The sequence below is a fragment of the Ancylothrix sp. D3o genome (genome assembly GCF_025370775.1).
In the GTDB taxonomy this organism is placed as follows: Bacteria; Cyanobacteriota; Cyanobacteriia; order Cyanobacteriales; family Oscillatoriaceae; genus Ancylothrix.
The window spans coordinates 101,517-116,378 of the sequence record NZ_JAMXEX010000014.1 but is presented as its reverse complement, the minus strand read 5'-3'; the positions used below and the strand labels follow the sequence as shown (position 1 = coordinate 116,378).

10 protein-coding genes are annotated in these 14,862 nt (G+C 41.9%); 5 read left to right on the top strand and 5 right to left on the bottom strand.

Features of this window, described 5'->3' with window-relative positions; genetic code table 11:
* Nucleotides 1–200 precede the first annotated feature (200 nt).
* From NG798_RS20455 to NG798_RS20435, 5 genes are all read left to right on the top strand, one after another.
* The gene (locus tag NG798_RS20455; RefSeq protein ID WP_261225555.1) at nt 201–1,928 is read left to right on the top strand and encodes a succinate dehydrogenase/fumarate reductase flavoprotein subunit; all 1,728 of its coding nucleotides are present in this window, start codon (nt 201–203) and stop codon (nt 1,926–1,928) included.
* Nucleotides 1,929–2,065: 137 nt separating this feature from the next.
* The gene (locus NG798_RS20450; RefSeq protein ID WP_261225554.1) at nt 2,066–2,476 is read left to right on the top strand and encodes a DUF6335 family protein; all 411 of its coding nucleotides are present in this window, start codon (nt 2,066–2,068) and stop codon (nt 2,474–2,476) included.
* A 35-nt stretch (nt 2,477–2,511) separates the two neighbouring features.
* Nucleotides 2,512–2,766: a hypothetical protein gene (locus tag NG798_RS20445; RefSeq protein WP_261225553.1), complete on the top strand. Its 255-nt coding sequence runs from the start codon at nt 2,512–2,514 to the stop codon at nt 2,764–2,766.
* Entirely contained in the window at nt 2,738–2,836 is a 99-nt protein-coding gene (locus NG798_RS28205; RefSeq protein WP_375338987.1) for a RecQ family zinc-binding domain-containing protein, read from the top strand. Before NG798_RS20445 ends, NG798_RS28205 begins: the two co-directional genes overlap by 29 nt.
* Nucleotides 2,820–3,014 carry a hypothetical protein gene (locus NG798_RS20435; protein ID WP_261225552.1) on the top strand — a complete coding sequence of 65 codons (195 nt, stop codon included), beginning with the start codon at nt 2,820–2,822 and terminating at the stop codon, nt 3,012–3,014. Before NG798_RS28205 ends, NG798_RS20435 begins: the two co-directional genes overlap by 17 nt.
* Nucleotides 3,015–3,089: 75 nt before the next feature.
* Here NG798_RS20435 and NG798_RS20430 read toward each other — a convergent pair whose 3' ends face one another.
* From NG798_RS20430 to NG798_RS20410, 5 genes are all read right to left on the bottom strand, one after another.
* Nucleotides 3,090–3,725, bottom strand: a complete 636-nt coding sequence (locus tag NG798_RS20430) for a CatB-related O-acetyltransferase (protein ID WP_317619616.1) — start codon at nt 3,723–3,725, stop codon at nt 3,090–3,092.
* 8 nt (nt 3,726–3,733) lie between these two features.
* The gene (locus NG798_RS20425; RefSeq protein ID WP_261225551.1) at nt 3,734–4,204 is read right to left on the bottom strand and encodes a PleD family two-component system response regulator; all 471 of its coding nucleotides are present in this window, start codon (nt 4,202–4,204) and stop codon (nt 3,734–3,736) included.
* Between the two features lie 7 nt (nt 4,205–4,211).
* Complete coding sequence (locus tag NG798_RS20420; RefSeq protein WP_261225550.1) at nt 4,212–7,994, bottom strand: response regulator; 3,783 nt, start codon at nt 7,992–7,994, stop codon at nt 4,212–4,214.
* Nucleotides 7,995–8,200: 206 nt separating this feature from the next.
* Complete coding sequence (locus tag NG798_RS20415; RefSeq protein ID WP_261225549.1) at nt 8,201–9,991, bottom strand: EAL domain-containing response regulator; 1,791 nt, start codon at nt 9,989–9,991, stop codon at nt 8,201–8,203.
* Between the two features lie 450 nt (nt 9,992–10,441).
* Nucleotides 10,442–14,329: an NB-ARC domain-containing protein gene (locus NG798_RS20410; protein WP_261225548.1), complete on the bottom strand. Its 3,888-nt coding sequence runs from the start codon at nt 14,327–14,329 to the stop codon at nt 10,442–10,444.
* Nucleotides 14,330–14,862 lie beyond the last annotated feature (533 nt).

Genomic DNA, 14,862 nt, shown 5'->3' with positions numbered 1-14,862 from the left:
GATGCGCGCCAATCGCAATAATCGCAGCAATCGGCAATCGCGGCTCATGTTGCCCGCGCCACTAATTATTTGTTTTTGCTAATGACCAATGACCAATGACCAAGGACAAATGACTATTTATAAAAACTTCCCTGCCTTTTGGTGGGGATTTTTTTTGTTTGAGCGACCATATAAAAAGTAGGAAAACCTCCAGAGGAATCATGTTAGAACACGACGTTATTATTGTTGGCGGTGGTTTGGCCGGCTGTCGCGCTGCTGTTGAAATCGCCCGCAAAGACTCGAAACTCAGCATCGCCGTTGTGGCCAAAACTCACCCGATCCGCTCTCACTCTGTTGCCGCACAAGGGGGCATGGCTGCCAGCCTCAAAAACGTTGATACAGAAGATAGCTGGAAAGCTCACGCCTTTGATACCGTTAAAGGTTCCGATTATCTCGCTGACCAAGATGCCGTCGAACTGCTGACCAAAGAAGCGCCGGACGTGGTTATCGACCTTGAACACATGGGGGTTTTGTTCTCACGTTTGGCGGATGGACGCATCGCACAAAGAGCCTTTGGCGGCCATTCTCACAATCGTACTTGTTATGCAGCAGATAAAACCGGCCACGCCATTCTCCATGAATTAGTTAACAATTTGCGCCGGTATGGCGTACATATCTACGATGAATGGTATGTAATGCAGCTTATTCTTGAAGACTCTCAAGCAAAAGGTGTGGTTATGTACCGCATTGAAGATGGCAAATTAGCTGTTGTTCGCGCCAAAGCTGTGATGTTTGCCACCGGCGGTTATGGTCGCGTTTATAACACCACTTCAAATGATTTTGCCTCCACCGGCGACGGTTTGGCGATGTCGGCGCTGGCCGGTGTTCCCCTCGAAGATATGGAGTTTGTGCAATTTCACCCCACCGGCCTCTATCCTGCCGGCGTCTTAATTTCCGAAGCTGTACGAGGAGAAGGGGCTTATTTAATTAACAGCGAAGGCGAACGTTTCATGGCAAATTATGCACCAAGTCGCATGGAATTAGCCCCTCGTGATATTACTTCTCGCGCTATTACAAAAGAAATTCGGGCCGGTCGTGGAATTCATCCTGATGGGAGTGCCGGCGGGCCTTTTGTGTATTTAGATTTGCGACACATGGGACGCGAAAAAATTATGTTGCGCGTTCCTTTTGCTTGGGAAGAAGCACACCGGCTTGTTGGTATTGATGCGGTGGAAAAACCGATGCCGATTCGCCCAACTGTTCACTATTCAATGGGGGGAATTCCTGTTAATGTGGATGGCAAAGTTCGCAGTGGGCCCGATAATTTTGTGGAGGGATTTTTTGCTGCCGGTGAAGCAGCTTGTGTCTCGGTTCATGGTGCAAACCGGCTGGGGAGTAATTCGCTTTTGGAATGTGTTGTTTATGGCAAACGTACAGGTGCAGCAATAGCTGAATATGTGCAGAATCGCAAAATGCCGCAAGTTGATGAACAGCGTTATTTAACAACTGCGGTTAAACAAATGCAAGCTTTGTTTAATCAAAATGGGGAAATTCGGATTGGCAAATTGCGTCAAGATTTCCAAGATTGCATGACTCAACATTGCGGGGTTTTTCGCACGGAGGAGGTGATGCAGGAAGGGTTAAAGCAACTTGAACAACTCCAGCAACAATACCAAAAAATTTATTTAGATGACAAAGGAAGTTGCTGGAATACGGAGATCCTTGAGGCAATTGAGTTGCGAAATTTGATGATTGTTGGCAAGATGATTTTGACTTCGGCGTTGAACCGCAAAGAAAGTCGCGGTGCTCATTCTCGTGAGGATTTTACCGAACGGGATGATAGTAATTTCTTGAAACATACGTTTGCTTATTATTCGCCGGCGGGGATTGATTTACAATACCGGCCGGTGACTATGACGCTTTTCCAACCGCAGGAACGCAAGTATTAATGATGGGAGAGGAAAAATCTCTTTCTGATGGTTAGGGTGTTTTAAGTTCCAATTTATTCCTATTTGCAGATTTTTTCGTCTGGCAAATAGGATATCTTTTTTTATAGTAGTAGCAAAAAAAATTAGAGGCTAAAATCATGGCAGATAAAGAAAAAAAAGCTGCACCGACAACAGAAAATGAACAAGATTATGGGGATTTACCGCAAGGAATTACTGAGTCTTATGGCACCGGCGTTAAAGAAGAACCGGCCATGAATGGTGCCCGCAGAATGCGAAAAGAAATGGCTCAATATAATTCCCTGGGCCCAGAATTAACCGGCGGCGATATTGATGCAGCTTGGGATCAGGCAAATGTGGGGGATGAAGCGGTTGGCGGAACTGTTGCAACACCGGATCAAAATGTAGTTGAAGAATTAGCAGCGGCGGTGGGTTTAGAAATCGATGATCGCACTGATTTGCGTACCATCGATATGTTAGATGAACGCGACGATAATAGGTGGGAATTAGACCCAATGGCTTCGGAAGATTACGAGGAACGCCGGGATTAATAAGGGCAATTTTCATCGAAAAACCGGCAGTGAAAATGATGGGAAGAAAGCCCAAAAAAAGGGTACAAATTGATAAAACTGCCCGCATTGAGTTCGGCTATAAATCGCTGCGTCCAGGGCAAGAGGAGGCAATTTTAGTAATTCTGGAAGCTCACGACACGCTGGCGGTGATGCCCACCGGCGAGGTGATTTTAGGCGAAGAAAGTGCTGATTTAAAGGCAGCAGGAACGCCGGCAGCAATTTGTAAAATCGCGTTTAGAAATGATGCGTGGTTATGCAGAGTTAGGTAATTGCCGCCGTGAGTATTTGCTTAATTATTTGGGGGAAAATTTAGGCCGGCCTTGTGGGAATTGCGGCTGAGGAAAGTTCAGGAAAGCAGCCATTTCCGCTGTTATGTCGCGTGGTTCATGCAAGCTGGGGAGAAGGCCAAGTGATGCGGTATGAGGGGGATAAAATTGTGATTTTATTTGATGAGGTGGGGTATAAAAATTTGGCTGTTGAGGTTGTGATTCGGCGGCGTTTATTGAGGCCGGTGTAATTCCAAATTAATACCGGCCTTTGATTTTAATTCCCCACTATTTCGACCTCAGCTTGCGACAATCTTTTATAGCTCTTATTCAGCTTTCATCAAAGCTTGAATATCTCCCTCCATAATAATAGGAATATTGCGAGTAATTTTTTCTATTTCCCAATCCCACCAGCGAATCTTTAGCAAAGTTTCTATTTGGGAATCGCTAAACCGCTGCTTAATTTTGCGGGCTGGGTTGCCACCAAAAACCGTATAAGCCGGCACATCACTAACAACCACCGATTTTGCGGCAATAATCGCGCCGTCACCGATACAAACTCCGGGCATAATTACAGATTCATAGCCAATCCAAACATCATTTCCAATCACCGTATCCCCCCGACTTGGCAGGGCAATTAATTTATCCATAGCTGTTTCCCAACCTTGCCCAAAAATTGGAAATGGATAAGTAGAAATGCCATCAAGTTTGTGGTTTGCGCCGTTCATAATAAACTTAACATTTGTAGCAATGGCGCAAAATTTCCCGATAATTAATTTATCGGGGCCGTAGTTGTAGAGGACGTTTTTCTCGAAGTTTTCGGGGTCAATGGGATCGTCATAGTAGGAATAATCCCCGACAATAATAAGCGGGGATTTTATAAAATTTTTGATAAAACAGACGCGCCGTTGGTCTGCCATTGGATAGGGTTTATTGGGGTTGGGGCCGAAATTTGCTGTCATAGTTTTTGTTAATTCAAAAAAGCATTAAAAAGATTTAAAGTTCGCAATTGCTGAGTTGCAGCGAGGGCATCATATTGAAGTTTAATTCGCAACATTGAGCGAACCCGTGCTCGGAGTTCGATGCTATTAATCGGTTTGGATAAAAAATCATCAGCCCCCGCCTCTAAACAACGAGCTAAATCTTCTTTGGAACTTAAAGCTGTTACCATAATAATTGGAATCGGACGCCAGCGTTCGTTAAATTTTATTTTCTGGCAAGTTTCGATGCCATCCATTTCTGGCATCATTAAATCGAGTAAAATTACATCGGGTTGAATTTCATCTATTTTGGTTAAGGCTTCGATGCCACTGGGAAGATAGGTAAATTCATATCCTTCTCGAAAAAGCAATCCTTCGATGACTTCAAAAATGCTTTCTTCATCATCAATAACCAAAAGGCGGAGTTTTCTATTGTTGGTTTGAGTAGGTTGATTTTCCATAAAAATTCTAAAGTTGGGATTGAGGGAGAGTTTGGGAAGCAGCAATCTGCTGAGCGATTGTTTCAGCTAACTTTTTCAAGCTTACAGGTTTGGCGAGATATTCATTCACTCCCGCCTCAAAACATTTTTCCCGATCTCCTGGCATGGCAAGGGAAGTGAGGGCAATAATCGGCGTTTTGGCAAGTTCTGGACTGGCGCGAAGAAGGCGGGTTGCTTCTAAACCATCCATTTCTGGCATTTGAATATCCATTAATATTAAATCAGGTTTTAAATGTTGGGTCATTTGCACTGCTTCTACACCGTTGAAAGCGGTTGCCAGACGATAACCTCGGATTTCTAAATATTCAACAATTGTACTAATATTTGCTTCATTATCTTCGGCAAGTAAAATTAAAGGCGTGTTATTTTGAGGAGCGGGTAAAGGGGTTTTTAGAGGTGTTGTTACGGCTAATAATTTGCGTAAAGCAATTTGGAATTGATAGGCAGAAAAAGGTTTGAGTAAATATTCACAGGGGCCGGTATATTGTTTAATTTTGGCCGGTTCATCGGCGACGGAAACAATCAAAATGGGAATGTTTTGGGTGCGAGGTTCGGTTTTGAGTTGTGCCAAAACATCCCAACCGGAGCGATCAGGTAGTTGTAAATCTAAAATAATTGCATCTGGATTTATTTTTATGGCTTCTTCTATTGTGCCGGTTCCCAAGGGATGAATTTCGCAGTGTTTAACGTTTAATTGTGATAAATAAAGGGCGATTTGTTCGGCGGCGGGGGGAGAATCTTCTACGATTAAAACCTGATTTAAGTTAATAGATAAGTTGCCATAGTTGGCCGGTTCAGCTAAGGATTTTTTGGTTTCTAATTTCCAGGGCAAAGATACTGTAAACCGGCTTCCTTGCCCGACTTCACTTTCGAGAGAGACACTACCGCCGTGCAATTCTACGACTTGCCGCACTAATGCTAAACCTAAGCCGGTGCCGGCATAACGGCGCGTGAAGGAACTATCTAACTGTACAAAAGGTTTAAAAAGTTTGGTAATATTTTCGGCGGAAATACCAATGCCGGTGTCAGCGATGGTAAAGTTTAAAACTTCTTGTTCTAAATTTCCATTAACTTCTATCCAAACTTGGCCGCCTTCGGGGGTAAATTTTACGGCATTACTAAGTAAATTAATCAGCACTTGGCGAATGCGGCGCTCGTCTAGTTCTACTTGTTTGATGTGAGGAGAAATTTGCGAACTGAGTTTAATTTGTTTTTGATAGGCTTGTTGCCTTACAAAGGCTAAACTGGCTTGGCATAAACCTAAAATATCGGTATTTGCCAATTGTAAATCCATTTTTCCTGATTCAATTTTGGCCAAATCAAGAACATCATTAATGAGTTCTAATAAGTGTTGGCCGCTTTGTTCAATGGTTGCTAATTTTTGATGTTGTTTAGTGGTTAAAGGCCCAAAAACTTCATCGCGCAAGGCTTCAGAAAGACCGAGAATTGCTGTTAGCGGTGTGCGGAGTTCGTGGCTCATATTGGCAAGAAATTCGCTTTTGGCTTTGTTGGCAGCAAGGGCGGCTTCGGCGGCGTGTTGCTGGGCAAGTTCGGCTTCGTGGCGAGCAAGGGCAATTGTAATAATTTCACCGGCAACTTTTAACAAATTAATTTCTTGTTCACTCCAAGCTTTCGGCGTTCGCACTGCATCTACTCCTAAGCAGCCGATTAGTTCATTTCGGTGGAGGAGGGGAATGTTAATTAAAGATTGGATGGAGAGTTTTTCTAAAATTGAGCGATCTGCGTTGGCTTCGGGAGGTAAATTGGCAACCTTGGGAATATTAATCAGGGTTTTATTGCTCAGTTGATTGTAAATCCAAGGGGCTGCATAAATAGAGATATTTTGTAAAATTGGCGCGGCGGGGGAAACTGTTTCTGCATACCATTCATGGGTGACACTCCAATGAATTTGACTCTCGGAATAGCGAATTAAATAACTGCGTTCGCCGCCGGTGGCTTCTGCTAAAATTTTGAGGATGAAATTGAGGGCACTTTCAAATTCTCGATCAAGAAAAGCGCGGGATATATTGCTAAGATAACTGTCCATTTTGGCTCGATGTTCAAGCGCTTGTTCTGCTAATTTTCGTTCAATTTCTGCACCGGCTCTGGCGGCAAAAATTCGGAGAATTAACTGCTGGTTGGTGTCGTTGATCATAGGTTTGGTGTCCATTACAGATAAATGACCTAAAATTTGGCCGGTGGAGTCTAGCAAGGGAATTCCTAAATAGCTTTCCACTCCTAAATCAATTAATTCTTGATCTTCGGGAAATCTTTTTTGAACGCTATCAGGATAGTAACAACATTGGCCGGCTAAAACTTTTTCACAAGGGGTGCTTGCAAGTTCGTATTCCACGTCGTCGCTCCAAGTTTCACCCGTCCAAAATGCTAAAGTGCGAACTTTTGTAGTTTGATATATTCGCTGGCTGACAAGCGCATAACGCACCCGCAAAACAATGGCTAAATAGCGAACGCAAGAGCGGAAAAATTCTAAGCCTGTTTGTGCGGCGGTGCCTTCGACAATTAATTGCAATGCTTGTTCTTGTTGTTTGCGTTCAGTAATATCAAAAATTGCTCCATCAAGACAGAGTAAATTATCTGATTGAAAAGAAGCTTGACCTTTTTCGTAAACCCAGCGAATACTGCCGCAGGCGTGAATAATGCGGTATTCTAAAACAAAAGCTTGTCTAATTTCAACAGATTTATTAATGCTAATTTGTACATTTAATCGGTCGTCTGGATGAATGATACTTGCCCAACTCCTTACCTTATTTTTAATAAAATCATTGGCTGGATAACCGCTGATTTCTTCAACCGCATCGCTGATAAATTGCATTGTCCAGTCTCCATCACAAGCGCAGCGATAAATCACCCCTGGTATATTTTCTACTAAGCTTCTAAATCGCTTTTCACTGTGGCGCAAGGCGGCTTCTACTTTTTTGCGATCTCGAATGTCTCTCGCTACCCAAGTAACTGTATTTTCGGAAGTAGGGGTGATGCTGGCTGTAAACCAAAATTTCTCGCCAGCGGCTTCCAAACTGTACTCAAAATTAACAAGTTTTTGCTCGGCTAAAGCTCGCTCTACTTGGCTTTTAAAAATAGGAGCTTTTTCTTCTAAAAAAAATTGCTCAATTGTTAAGCTTAAAATATCAACTTCTGGCGGGTAAAATCGCGCCGTATTGGTTGGGGCAACTTTCAGATTTCCCTCTTGGGTATTCAAAATTAAGACAACATCATTCATCGCTTCAAAAAAAGCCCGGATTTCTGTTTCGGAAGAATGCAATTTGTCTTCCAGTAATTGCCGTTCCCGAATTTCTTGCTGCAACCGGCTGTTTTGTTCGCTGAGTTGTTTTTGCAACAATTTTAAGTGTAACTGATTTTCTACTCGCGCTAAAACTTCTTCTATCTGAAAGGGTTTTGTAATGTAATCTACACCGCCCACTGCAAAGGCTTTAACTTTCTCGCTGGTGTCTTTTAAAGCACTTAAAAAAATTACGGGTATATCACGGGTTTTTGGAGAAGCTTTGAGTTGCCGGCACACTTCATAGCCATTAATTTCTGGCATGAGAATATCCAATAAAATTAAATCAGGAGCCGATAACTCCGCAGCAGATATTACTCTTTCGCCTTTGCGAACTCCCCGGACTTTATAACCTTTTTGTGTGAGGATATCGGATAGCAAACGCAGATTATCTAGGGTATCATCCGCGATCAGGATACTGGCTTTTAGAGGAGTGGTAGAGTGGCTGTTCATTGCTGCTTTTTTTATGAAGTCAGATAGCTTAAAGAGCGGCTATTCTTATTTTAAAACAAATTTTCCAGAATTTACTCGCACCCTACGAGGATCGATTTTAAGGCTTTTCCTCCTTTATTTAGTAATTGTTATGTTCGCTTCCCAACATTCTCTTTACTTCTGTTTTTCCATTTTACTAGCATCTAAAGAATCCCTTATTTATGATGCTACCATCGCGGAGAAGCCCCTATTAATTCAATCACTTTTGTCGGTTCCAACGGTCGAGAAAATAAATATCCTTGCGAATAATCACATTTTAAATTTCTCAAATATTTTAATTGTTCGCTGCTTTCAATTCCTTCGGCAATCACACTCATTCCCATTGTTTTTGCAATACACATGATCGCCGGCACTAAGCCCAAATTTTTATCATTATCCTCCAAACAACCTACAAAAGATTTATCAATTTTAATGGTATCCACCGGAAACGAATGCAAATAAGAAAGTGAAGAGTAACCAATTCCAAAATCATCAAGGCTTAATTGAATTTCTCGCTCTCTTAGTTGTTGCAAAACCTTAGCTGCCGCTTGGGTATTTTCCATAATGGCGCTTTCGGTAATTTCTAATTTTAAGCAGTGGGGATTCAGTTTAGTTTCTGCAAAAACTTCGTCAATTTGATCAATTAAATCCGGTTGATTAAATTGTCGCGCCGATAAATTTACGCTCATAGTAAGAGAAGAATCAGCAAGTCCCGCTTTTTGCCAGACAGTAAGCTGGTGGCAAGCTTCTCGCAACACCCACTTACCAATATCATCAATTAAACCGGTTTCTTCGGCTATCGAAATAAATTCTGCCGGTGGCAATAAACCCCGCAGTGGATGCTGCCACCTTACCAACGCTTCTAAACCGGCAATCCGACCTGTTTTTAAGGCAATAATCGGTTGGTAATGTAATACAAATTCTTGTTGTTTAATCCCCCGGCGTAACTCTGTTTCTATTTGAAAAAATTCCGAATCTATCTCTTTCATTGTTTGATCAAAAATTTGATAATAATCTTTACCAATTTGTCGAGAGCGAGCTAATGCAGTATCCGCATCTCTAATTAAATGTTCGGGTTGATAATAGTTTTCATTTCCTACAACAACCCCAATACGGACACTCATAAAAACTTCATAACCTTGCAGGTAAAAAGGATGAGTGACTGCGGCTTGAATTTGCTTTGCCATCTCGGTTGCTTGGGTGCCTTCTTTCGTATCAGTTAGTAAAATTCCAAACTTATCTTCATCTATCCTCGCTAAAATATCGGTTTGATTTAAACAATTTTTTAGGCGCTTTACAATACCCTTAAGCAGTTTATCTCCTATCTTAGCGCCTAGAGAATTATTGAGAATGTTAAAACGGTCACAATCAACAACTAATAGCGAAAATTGATATCCTTGTTTTGTCTTAAGGCAATTGAGAGCCGTTTGCAAAAATTCAGTGAAAAACTCTCGATTGGGTAAGCCGGTGAGCCGATCAGAGTGCAAAGCACTCACTTTATCCAAGGCTAATTTTAAGTTTTCTTCATACTTTTGTTTTTGCGCCACCAGTTCATTTTTTAACCAGGCAATTTCCTGTTTTGCTGCTTTTAATTCTAGGTGAATTTTAACTTTATTGACAATTTCATTAGCAATAAAAGGCTGGCTGATATAATCCACTCCCCCAACTTCATAAGCCTTGACTTTATCCAAACTTTTATCCAAATGACTTAAAAAAATTACCGGAATTTCTGCGGTGGCCGGATTAACTTTCAAACGGTTGCACACTTGATAGCCATTGAGAACAGGCAACATAATATCAAGTAAAATCAAATCTGGCTTGACCGTTTCAGCAATTTGTAAAGCCGCTTCTCCGTTAAGCGCTTGATGAACTGTGTAACCTAACGGCATCAAAAATTCCCCTAGTAATCGCAAATTTGCCGGCGTATCATCAACGATTAAAATATTACCCAGTGCCCCGGCTATTTGATTTTTTTTCATAATTTCCTCTTCTTTTGGCATAAGGTAGGTATGTTCTTTTTTTGAATAGCATTTTTGAAAACTTATAAAATCTAAACGACTAAAAATCTTACCTGCCTGCGTATTCATAAAATTTGCCAGTGGTTTAAACATTCAAACAAGGAATCTAAATCTCCAGTACGACCGGTTGTTATTGATACCTGTCATTGCTGATAACTCTAGTTTTCACCGTCCGGCAGGTTCTTGGGGAGAAGATAGCGATCTTAAGAAGAACTTAACAGCAAAAAAACCTCTCCCCCCTACCCCGCTTCAGAAGGCGGCAAAGCGGGCAACTTCTCCCCCTTGCCTCAAACTCAGGCGGGGTACGGCGATTAAGTGTTTACTATATGCCCTAAAACTAAACGCAATTCAAGGCATTTTTCCGCCCATTACTTTTTATTAAATCCCTGATATTTTTGGCTTTACCTTCTCTTAAACTCCCAAATCACCAACATTTTCTACGGCCCCCAGCGCCTTTAATGTCGCTTTTTGGGCCTCTGTTAATCCCAATAAACTGGTAATATTCATACCCTCACAAATTCGGGCCGGTCGCAGAGTTTCCACACACACAAACTTTTCTACATCCCAACACTTAATAGTCTCATCCAAAGAGCCACTCATCAGCATTTTTCCATCGCCACTAAACCCCACCGACCATACTCCACCCCTAGGACCTTCTAACACCTTTAAACACCGGCCCGTCCCACTATCCCAAAGCCGAATTGTCCGGTCAGCGCTACCCGTTGCCAGCAAATTTCCGCCCTTTTGAAAAGCCGCACACAACACTAAACTTTGATGACCTTGCAAAATTTTTTCGCACAAACCCGTCTCAACTTCCCATAACTTTACGATCCCATCTTCGCCCCCACTCACTAAAATTTTTCCATCCCCCCTAAACGCCAACGACCAAATTAAACCCTGATGAGCAAATAAACTTTTTACACCCGCATTTTCGCGGCCACTCTTTGAAAAATTACTCGGACTGGCTAAAGAAGAAAAAGTTAGATTTTGACCCATCAAATCCCCTCTCTGGGCTTGTTTCGAGCTTTCCCAGTTTTCCTCAACTGCCAAAACTTTTGTCAGATCCCACACCCGAATAATGCCCTCGGCACTGCTACTTGCCAGCCATTTTCCATCCCCACTAAACACCACAGAAAGCACCCATTTTTCATCTTTTTGCAAAATTTTTAACAAGCGGTTTTTGCTGACATCCCAAAGTCGTAGCGTTCCATCTGCACTCGCACTTGCTAACAATTTTTCCTGGGGATGAAAATGCACCCCCCACACACAGCCAGTGTGTCCAATAAACCGGCAAATTTGCTGGCCGGTGGAAGCCTTCCAAATCGCAATTGTTTTATCTTCACTCCCCGATGCCAGCCATTCCCCATCCCCACTAAATGCTAAACTGCGAATCGATTTTTGCGAGGCTTGCCAACTTCTTAAACACTGCCTATTTTCTTGATTCCATAGGCTAATCATGCCATCTGCACCGGCACTCACAAACGTCTGTTGATTCTCATTCACCGCAATCTCATAAACCGAATTTGTATAACTTTGAATTGTTTGCAGGGCGTGAAATGTGCCGTTTTCTCCAAGTCGCCATAACTTCACCATTTGCTTATCGTTAGCCGCCAGGAGTTTTTCTTTTTCATTCCAACTCACCGCCCAAATTTGGCTGCTAAACCCTGCGAAAACACACCGGCATTCTCCACTTTCAATTTCCAAAACTTTTAATAATTTGCCATCTCCTAAAGCCAGCAGCTTACCGCCAAAACAAAACGCCACCCGCCAAACAAACGTAAAATTACCCTCAAAAGTGTATCGGCATTCCCCACTTTCTACATCCCAAATTTTAATACTTTCTCCATCACAACTTGCCAAAGTTTTGCCATCGAGACTAAAAGCAATTGCTGAAATTTGATGCCGGTGTCCGTGCAAAATTGTGACAGAATTTATGGCTAAATTAACGCTACGACTATCAGCCTTTTCTGTTAAATACCACAGCCGAATTGTTCGATCTGCACTGCCGGAAGCAATCAGCCTGCCGGTGGGACAAAAAGCAATTGTTTGAACAATATCTGTATGCCCTTCTAAAGTTTTAATACACAAGCCGGTTGACTGTTCCCAAATTTTCACAGTGCGGTCACTACTGCAACTCGCAATCATTCCACCTTCAAAACCTAACTCCCCTCCACTAAACCCACCTTTAGGCTTAATTTCCTCCCCGTAAATGGGGCTTGGTAAAGTAGCCAACCCAGAGGTAATTAATGGTTTTTGCTCCACAGAATTAATCGCTGGGTAAAGAGGCGAAACATCCACTCCCCACACCCAATCTGTATGAGCTTGGAAAAGTTGAAAAATCTGGGGATTCTTAACGTTTACTGCTTGAATTTTTCCGTCAAAACTTCCACTGACAAGCACTTCTCCATCCCCACTAAAATTTAAACCCCAAACTGCGCCGGTGTGGGGATGCAAGCGAAACAAAAGTTTTCCATCAGCAATTACCCATAAACACACCTCACCATCCCCATGACTGGTTGCTAAATGTACCCCATCAGGCGATATCACCATACTGCAAATATTGCCAAAATTCTCACTAAAAATTGATTTAGCTACATGAGCGCCGGTGAAGTTACACCCCCGTAAATTTAGCCCCTTCAAATAAGCTTGCAAAATTGTCAAACCGGCCAAATTATAGCCGCTTAAATCTTGGCCCAAATGCACCAATAAATTCAGCGTATTTCCCGCCACATAGCCCCAATTTGCGGCCCCATCTAAACGCAATTTTTCTAAAATTTTGTCAGCCAAGAAAATTAAACCTTCTAAACCGAGAATGCTAGATAATAATTCTTCTATAACTTGCTGTAAAATTATTTGCTTTTGGGCAAAACGCACCGCATCTGTTACTTCAGCTTTCATCAAAGCATGATGCTTAAATAAATTAAACTCTGCCAAATTTTCTGACTCTTGAAAAGCCCGAATTTCCCCACAAACTCCCTCAATCAACCGGCCCGTCACATACTCCATCACCACAGGTTGCAGCGTAAACAACTGCCCCATTTCTGTCGTTTTAATTTCAATCAGCGAACGCCAACCAATAAATTCTATCGCTTCCAAAAGCCTGCCAGAAGACACCAAACGAAGATCCTCCCGCAAACAGTTTAAACTCACCGGCTCCCGATTAATTGCTAACCAAAAAAGAATCTGTTTCTCTAAAGGCGCTAAACGCTCAAATTGCTGCTCTAAAAGGCTGCGAATTCCATTAAAAACCCCAATTCCGCAGCCCAAAAATTCCCCGACATTGCCGGCAAAAATTTCTTGAATAGAAGTCGCTACAATTTTGAGCGCCAGGGGATTTCCTTGATAAATATCAATCAATTGCTTTCGCTCACTTGCCAAACTCTGCAAATTTTTATCGATAAAAATTCTTTCTGCATTTTCTGCCGGTAAACCCTTCAAACTCAACACTCTCACCGCTGCATTTTCCCCTTCCAAAGCCGAAATGCCTTGTGGTTTTTCCCGTCCTGTCAAAATCACACAACTTTGATGATTTGTTTCCGCAATTGCCCTTAAAAATTCTCCATAATCTTCATAACCTTCTCGATAAGAACCCGCCGGACTTCCAGGTTTTAAAATCGTCTCGAAATTATCCAAAATTAACAAACACCGTGCAGATCGTAAATAATAAATTAATTGCGATAAATAACTCTGAGTTGGTTTTCGCTGTATTTCTATTTCATTTTGGCCAAAAAAATCAAGAAGTTCTATTAAAATTTCTTCCAAAAACTGCCCATTTCGCAACGAACGCCAAATTAAAAACTCAAATTTATCCTCCAACAACTGCCCTAACTTTACCGACAAAGATGTTTTACCTATCCCCCCCATCCCCAACAATAACACCAACCGGCACCGGTCAGAAATCACCGCTTTTTTTAAGAGTTCTAATTCCAAATCTCGGCCATAAAAAACCGAAACATCCACCGCCTCCCCCCAATCTTGGGAAGCATTAACACCGACAATTTCATCTAAACCAGGTTGTGTATAATCTTCCTCTTCTAACTCTAGTTGAAACACCTTAAAAATTAGCCTTAAAGACTGTTCATCACTTCCACTTGTACCCCGCAATATTTTCCGAATCGTCGTCGGATGCAGCCCTTGACTACTAATAAGTTGAGTACGTTCAGCTATCTTATTTGCATTATATTTTATTCCCGTTTTCTCTTCTAACTCGCTGATCCGATTTTGGATTTTTTTCGCACCCGCCGGCGTCAGGAGATACCCCCGGTGGCGTTTAGGTTTAGCAGAGTTTTTTTCTTTCACGGCAGTTGTTTTATTTCCCGGTAACAGAACTCTCTAAAAATTCAAAAATTACAAATATCATATCATAAAAATTATCGGCCACAATAAACTTTAGCCTCCAAAACAATTACCTGACGGGGAACCCTAAAAAGTGAGTAAAAAAACCTAAAAATAACAAATCAATCACGTCCTCATACCAAACCCAAAAATCGCCTAATAACCCTTAAAGCACAACGAATTTTCCGATTATAAAAAAAACATTGACTATTAACAGCAAAAACCCCCAAAACAAACCAGTCAACCCATCTGCGGCTAAAAAATAAAAACCCAAACAAACCTCAAATCTAAAGCCAATTTCATATCACCCTTCCCCAACTCCTAGAGAAGTAATTGCTTCCAGTAAAGCCTGCAACAAAACCCATAATTCGCAGTAGCAACCAAACCTCGCTAGATAACTTATTGGCGGCTGTTCCACTATATTACCGCACCACAAAGAGTTATTTAACCAACTCTCAGCAACGTTATTACTCCGAATTTTTTGTGTAAAAAAAACC

What these genes read in the sequence shown, in the direction of transcription:
- NG798_RS20450 (WP_261225554.1), top strand. Translation starts at nt 2,066, where the DNA reads ATGGCAGATAAAGAAAAAAAAGCTGCACCGACAACAGAAAATGAACAA.
- NG798_RS20420 (WP_261225550.1), bottom strand. Translation starts at nt 7,994, where the DNA reads ATGAACAGCCACTCTACCACTCCTCTAAAAGCCAGTATCCTGATCGCG.
- NG798_RS20455 (WP_261225555.1), top strand. Translation starts at nt 201, where the DNA reads ATGTTAGAACACGACGTTATTATTGTTGGCGGTGGTTTGGCCGGCTGT.
- NG798_RS20430 (WP_317619616.1), bottom strand. Translation starts at nt 3,725, where the DNA reads ATGACAGCAAATTTCGGCCCCAACCCCAATAAACCCTATCCAATGGCA.
- NG798_RS20425 (WP_261225551.1), bottom strand. Translation starts at nt 4,204, where the DNA reads ATGGAAAATCAACCTACTCAAACCAACAATAGAAAACTCCGCCTTTTG.
- NG798_RS28205 (WP_375338987.1), top strand. Translation starts at nt 2,738, where the DNA reads ATGATGCGTGGTTATGCAGAGTTAGGTAATTGCCGCCGTGAGTATTTG.
- NG798_RS20415 (WP_261225549.1), bottom strand. Translation starts at nt 9,991, where the DNA reads ATGAAAAAAAATCAAATAGCCGGGGCACTGGGTAATATTTTAATCGTT.
- NG798_RS20445 (WP_261225553.1), top strand. Translation starts at nt 2,512, where the DNA reads ATGATGGGAAGAAAGCCCAAAAAAAGGGTACAAATTGATAAAACTGCC.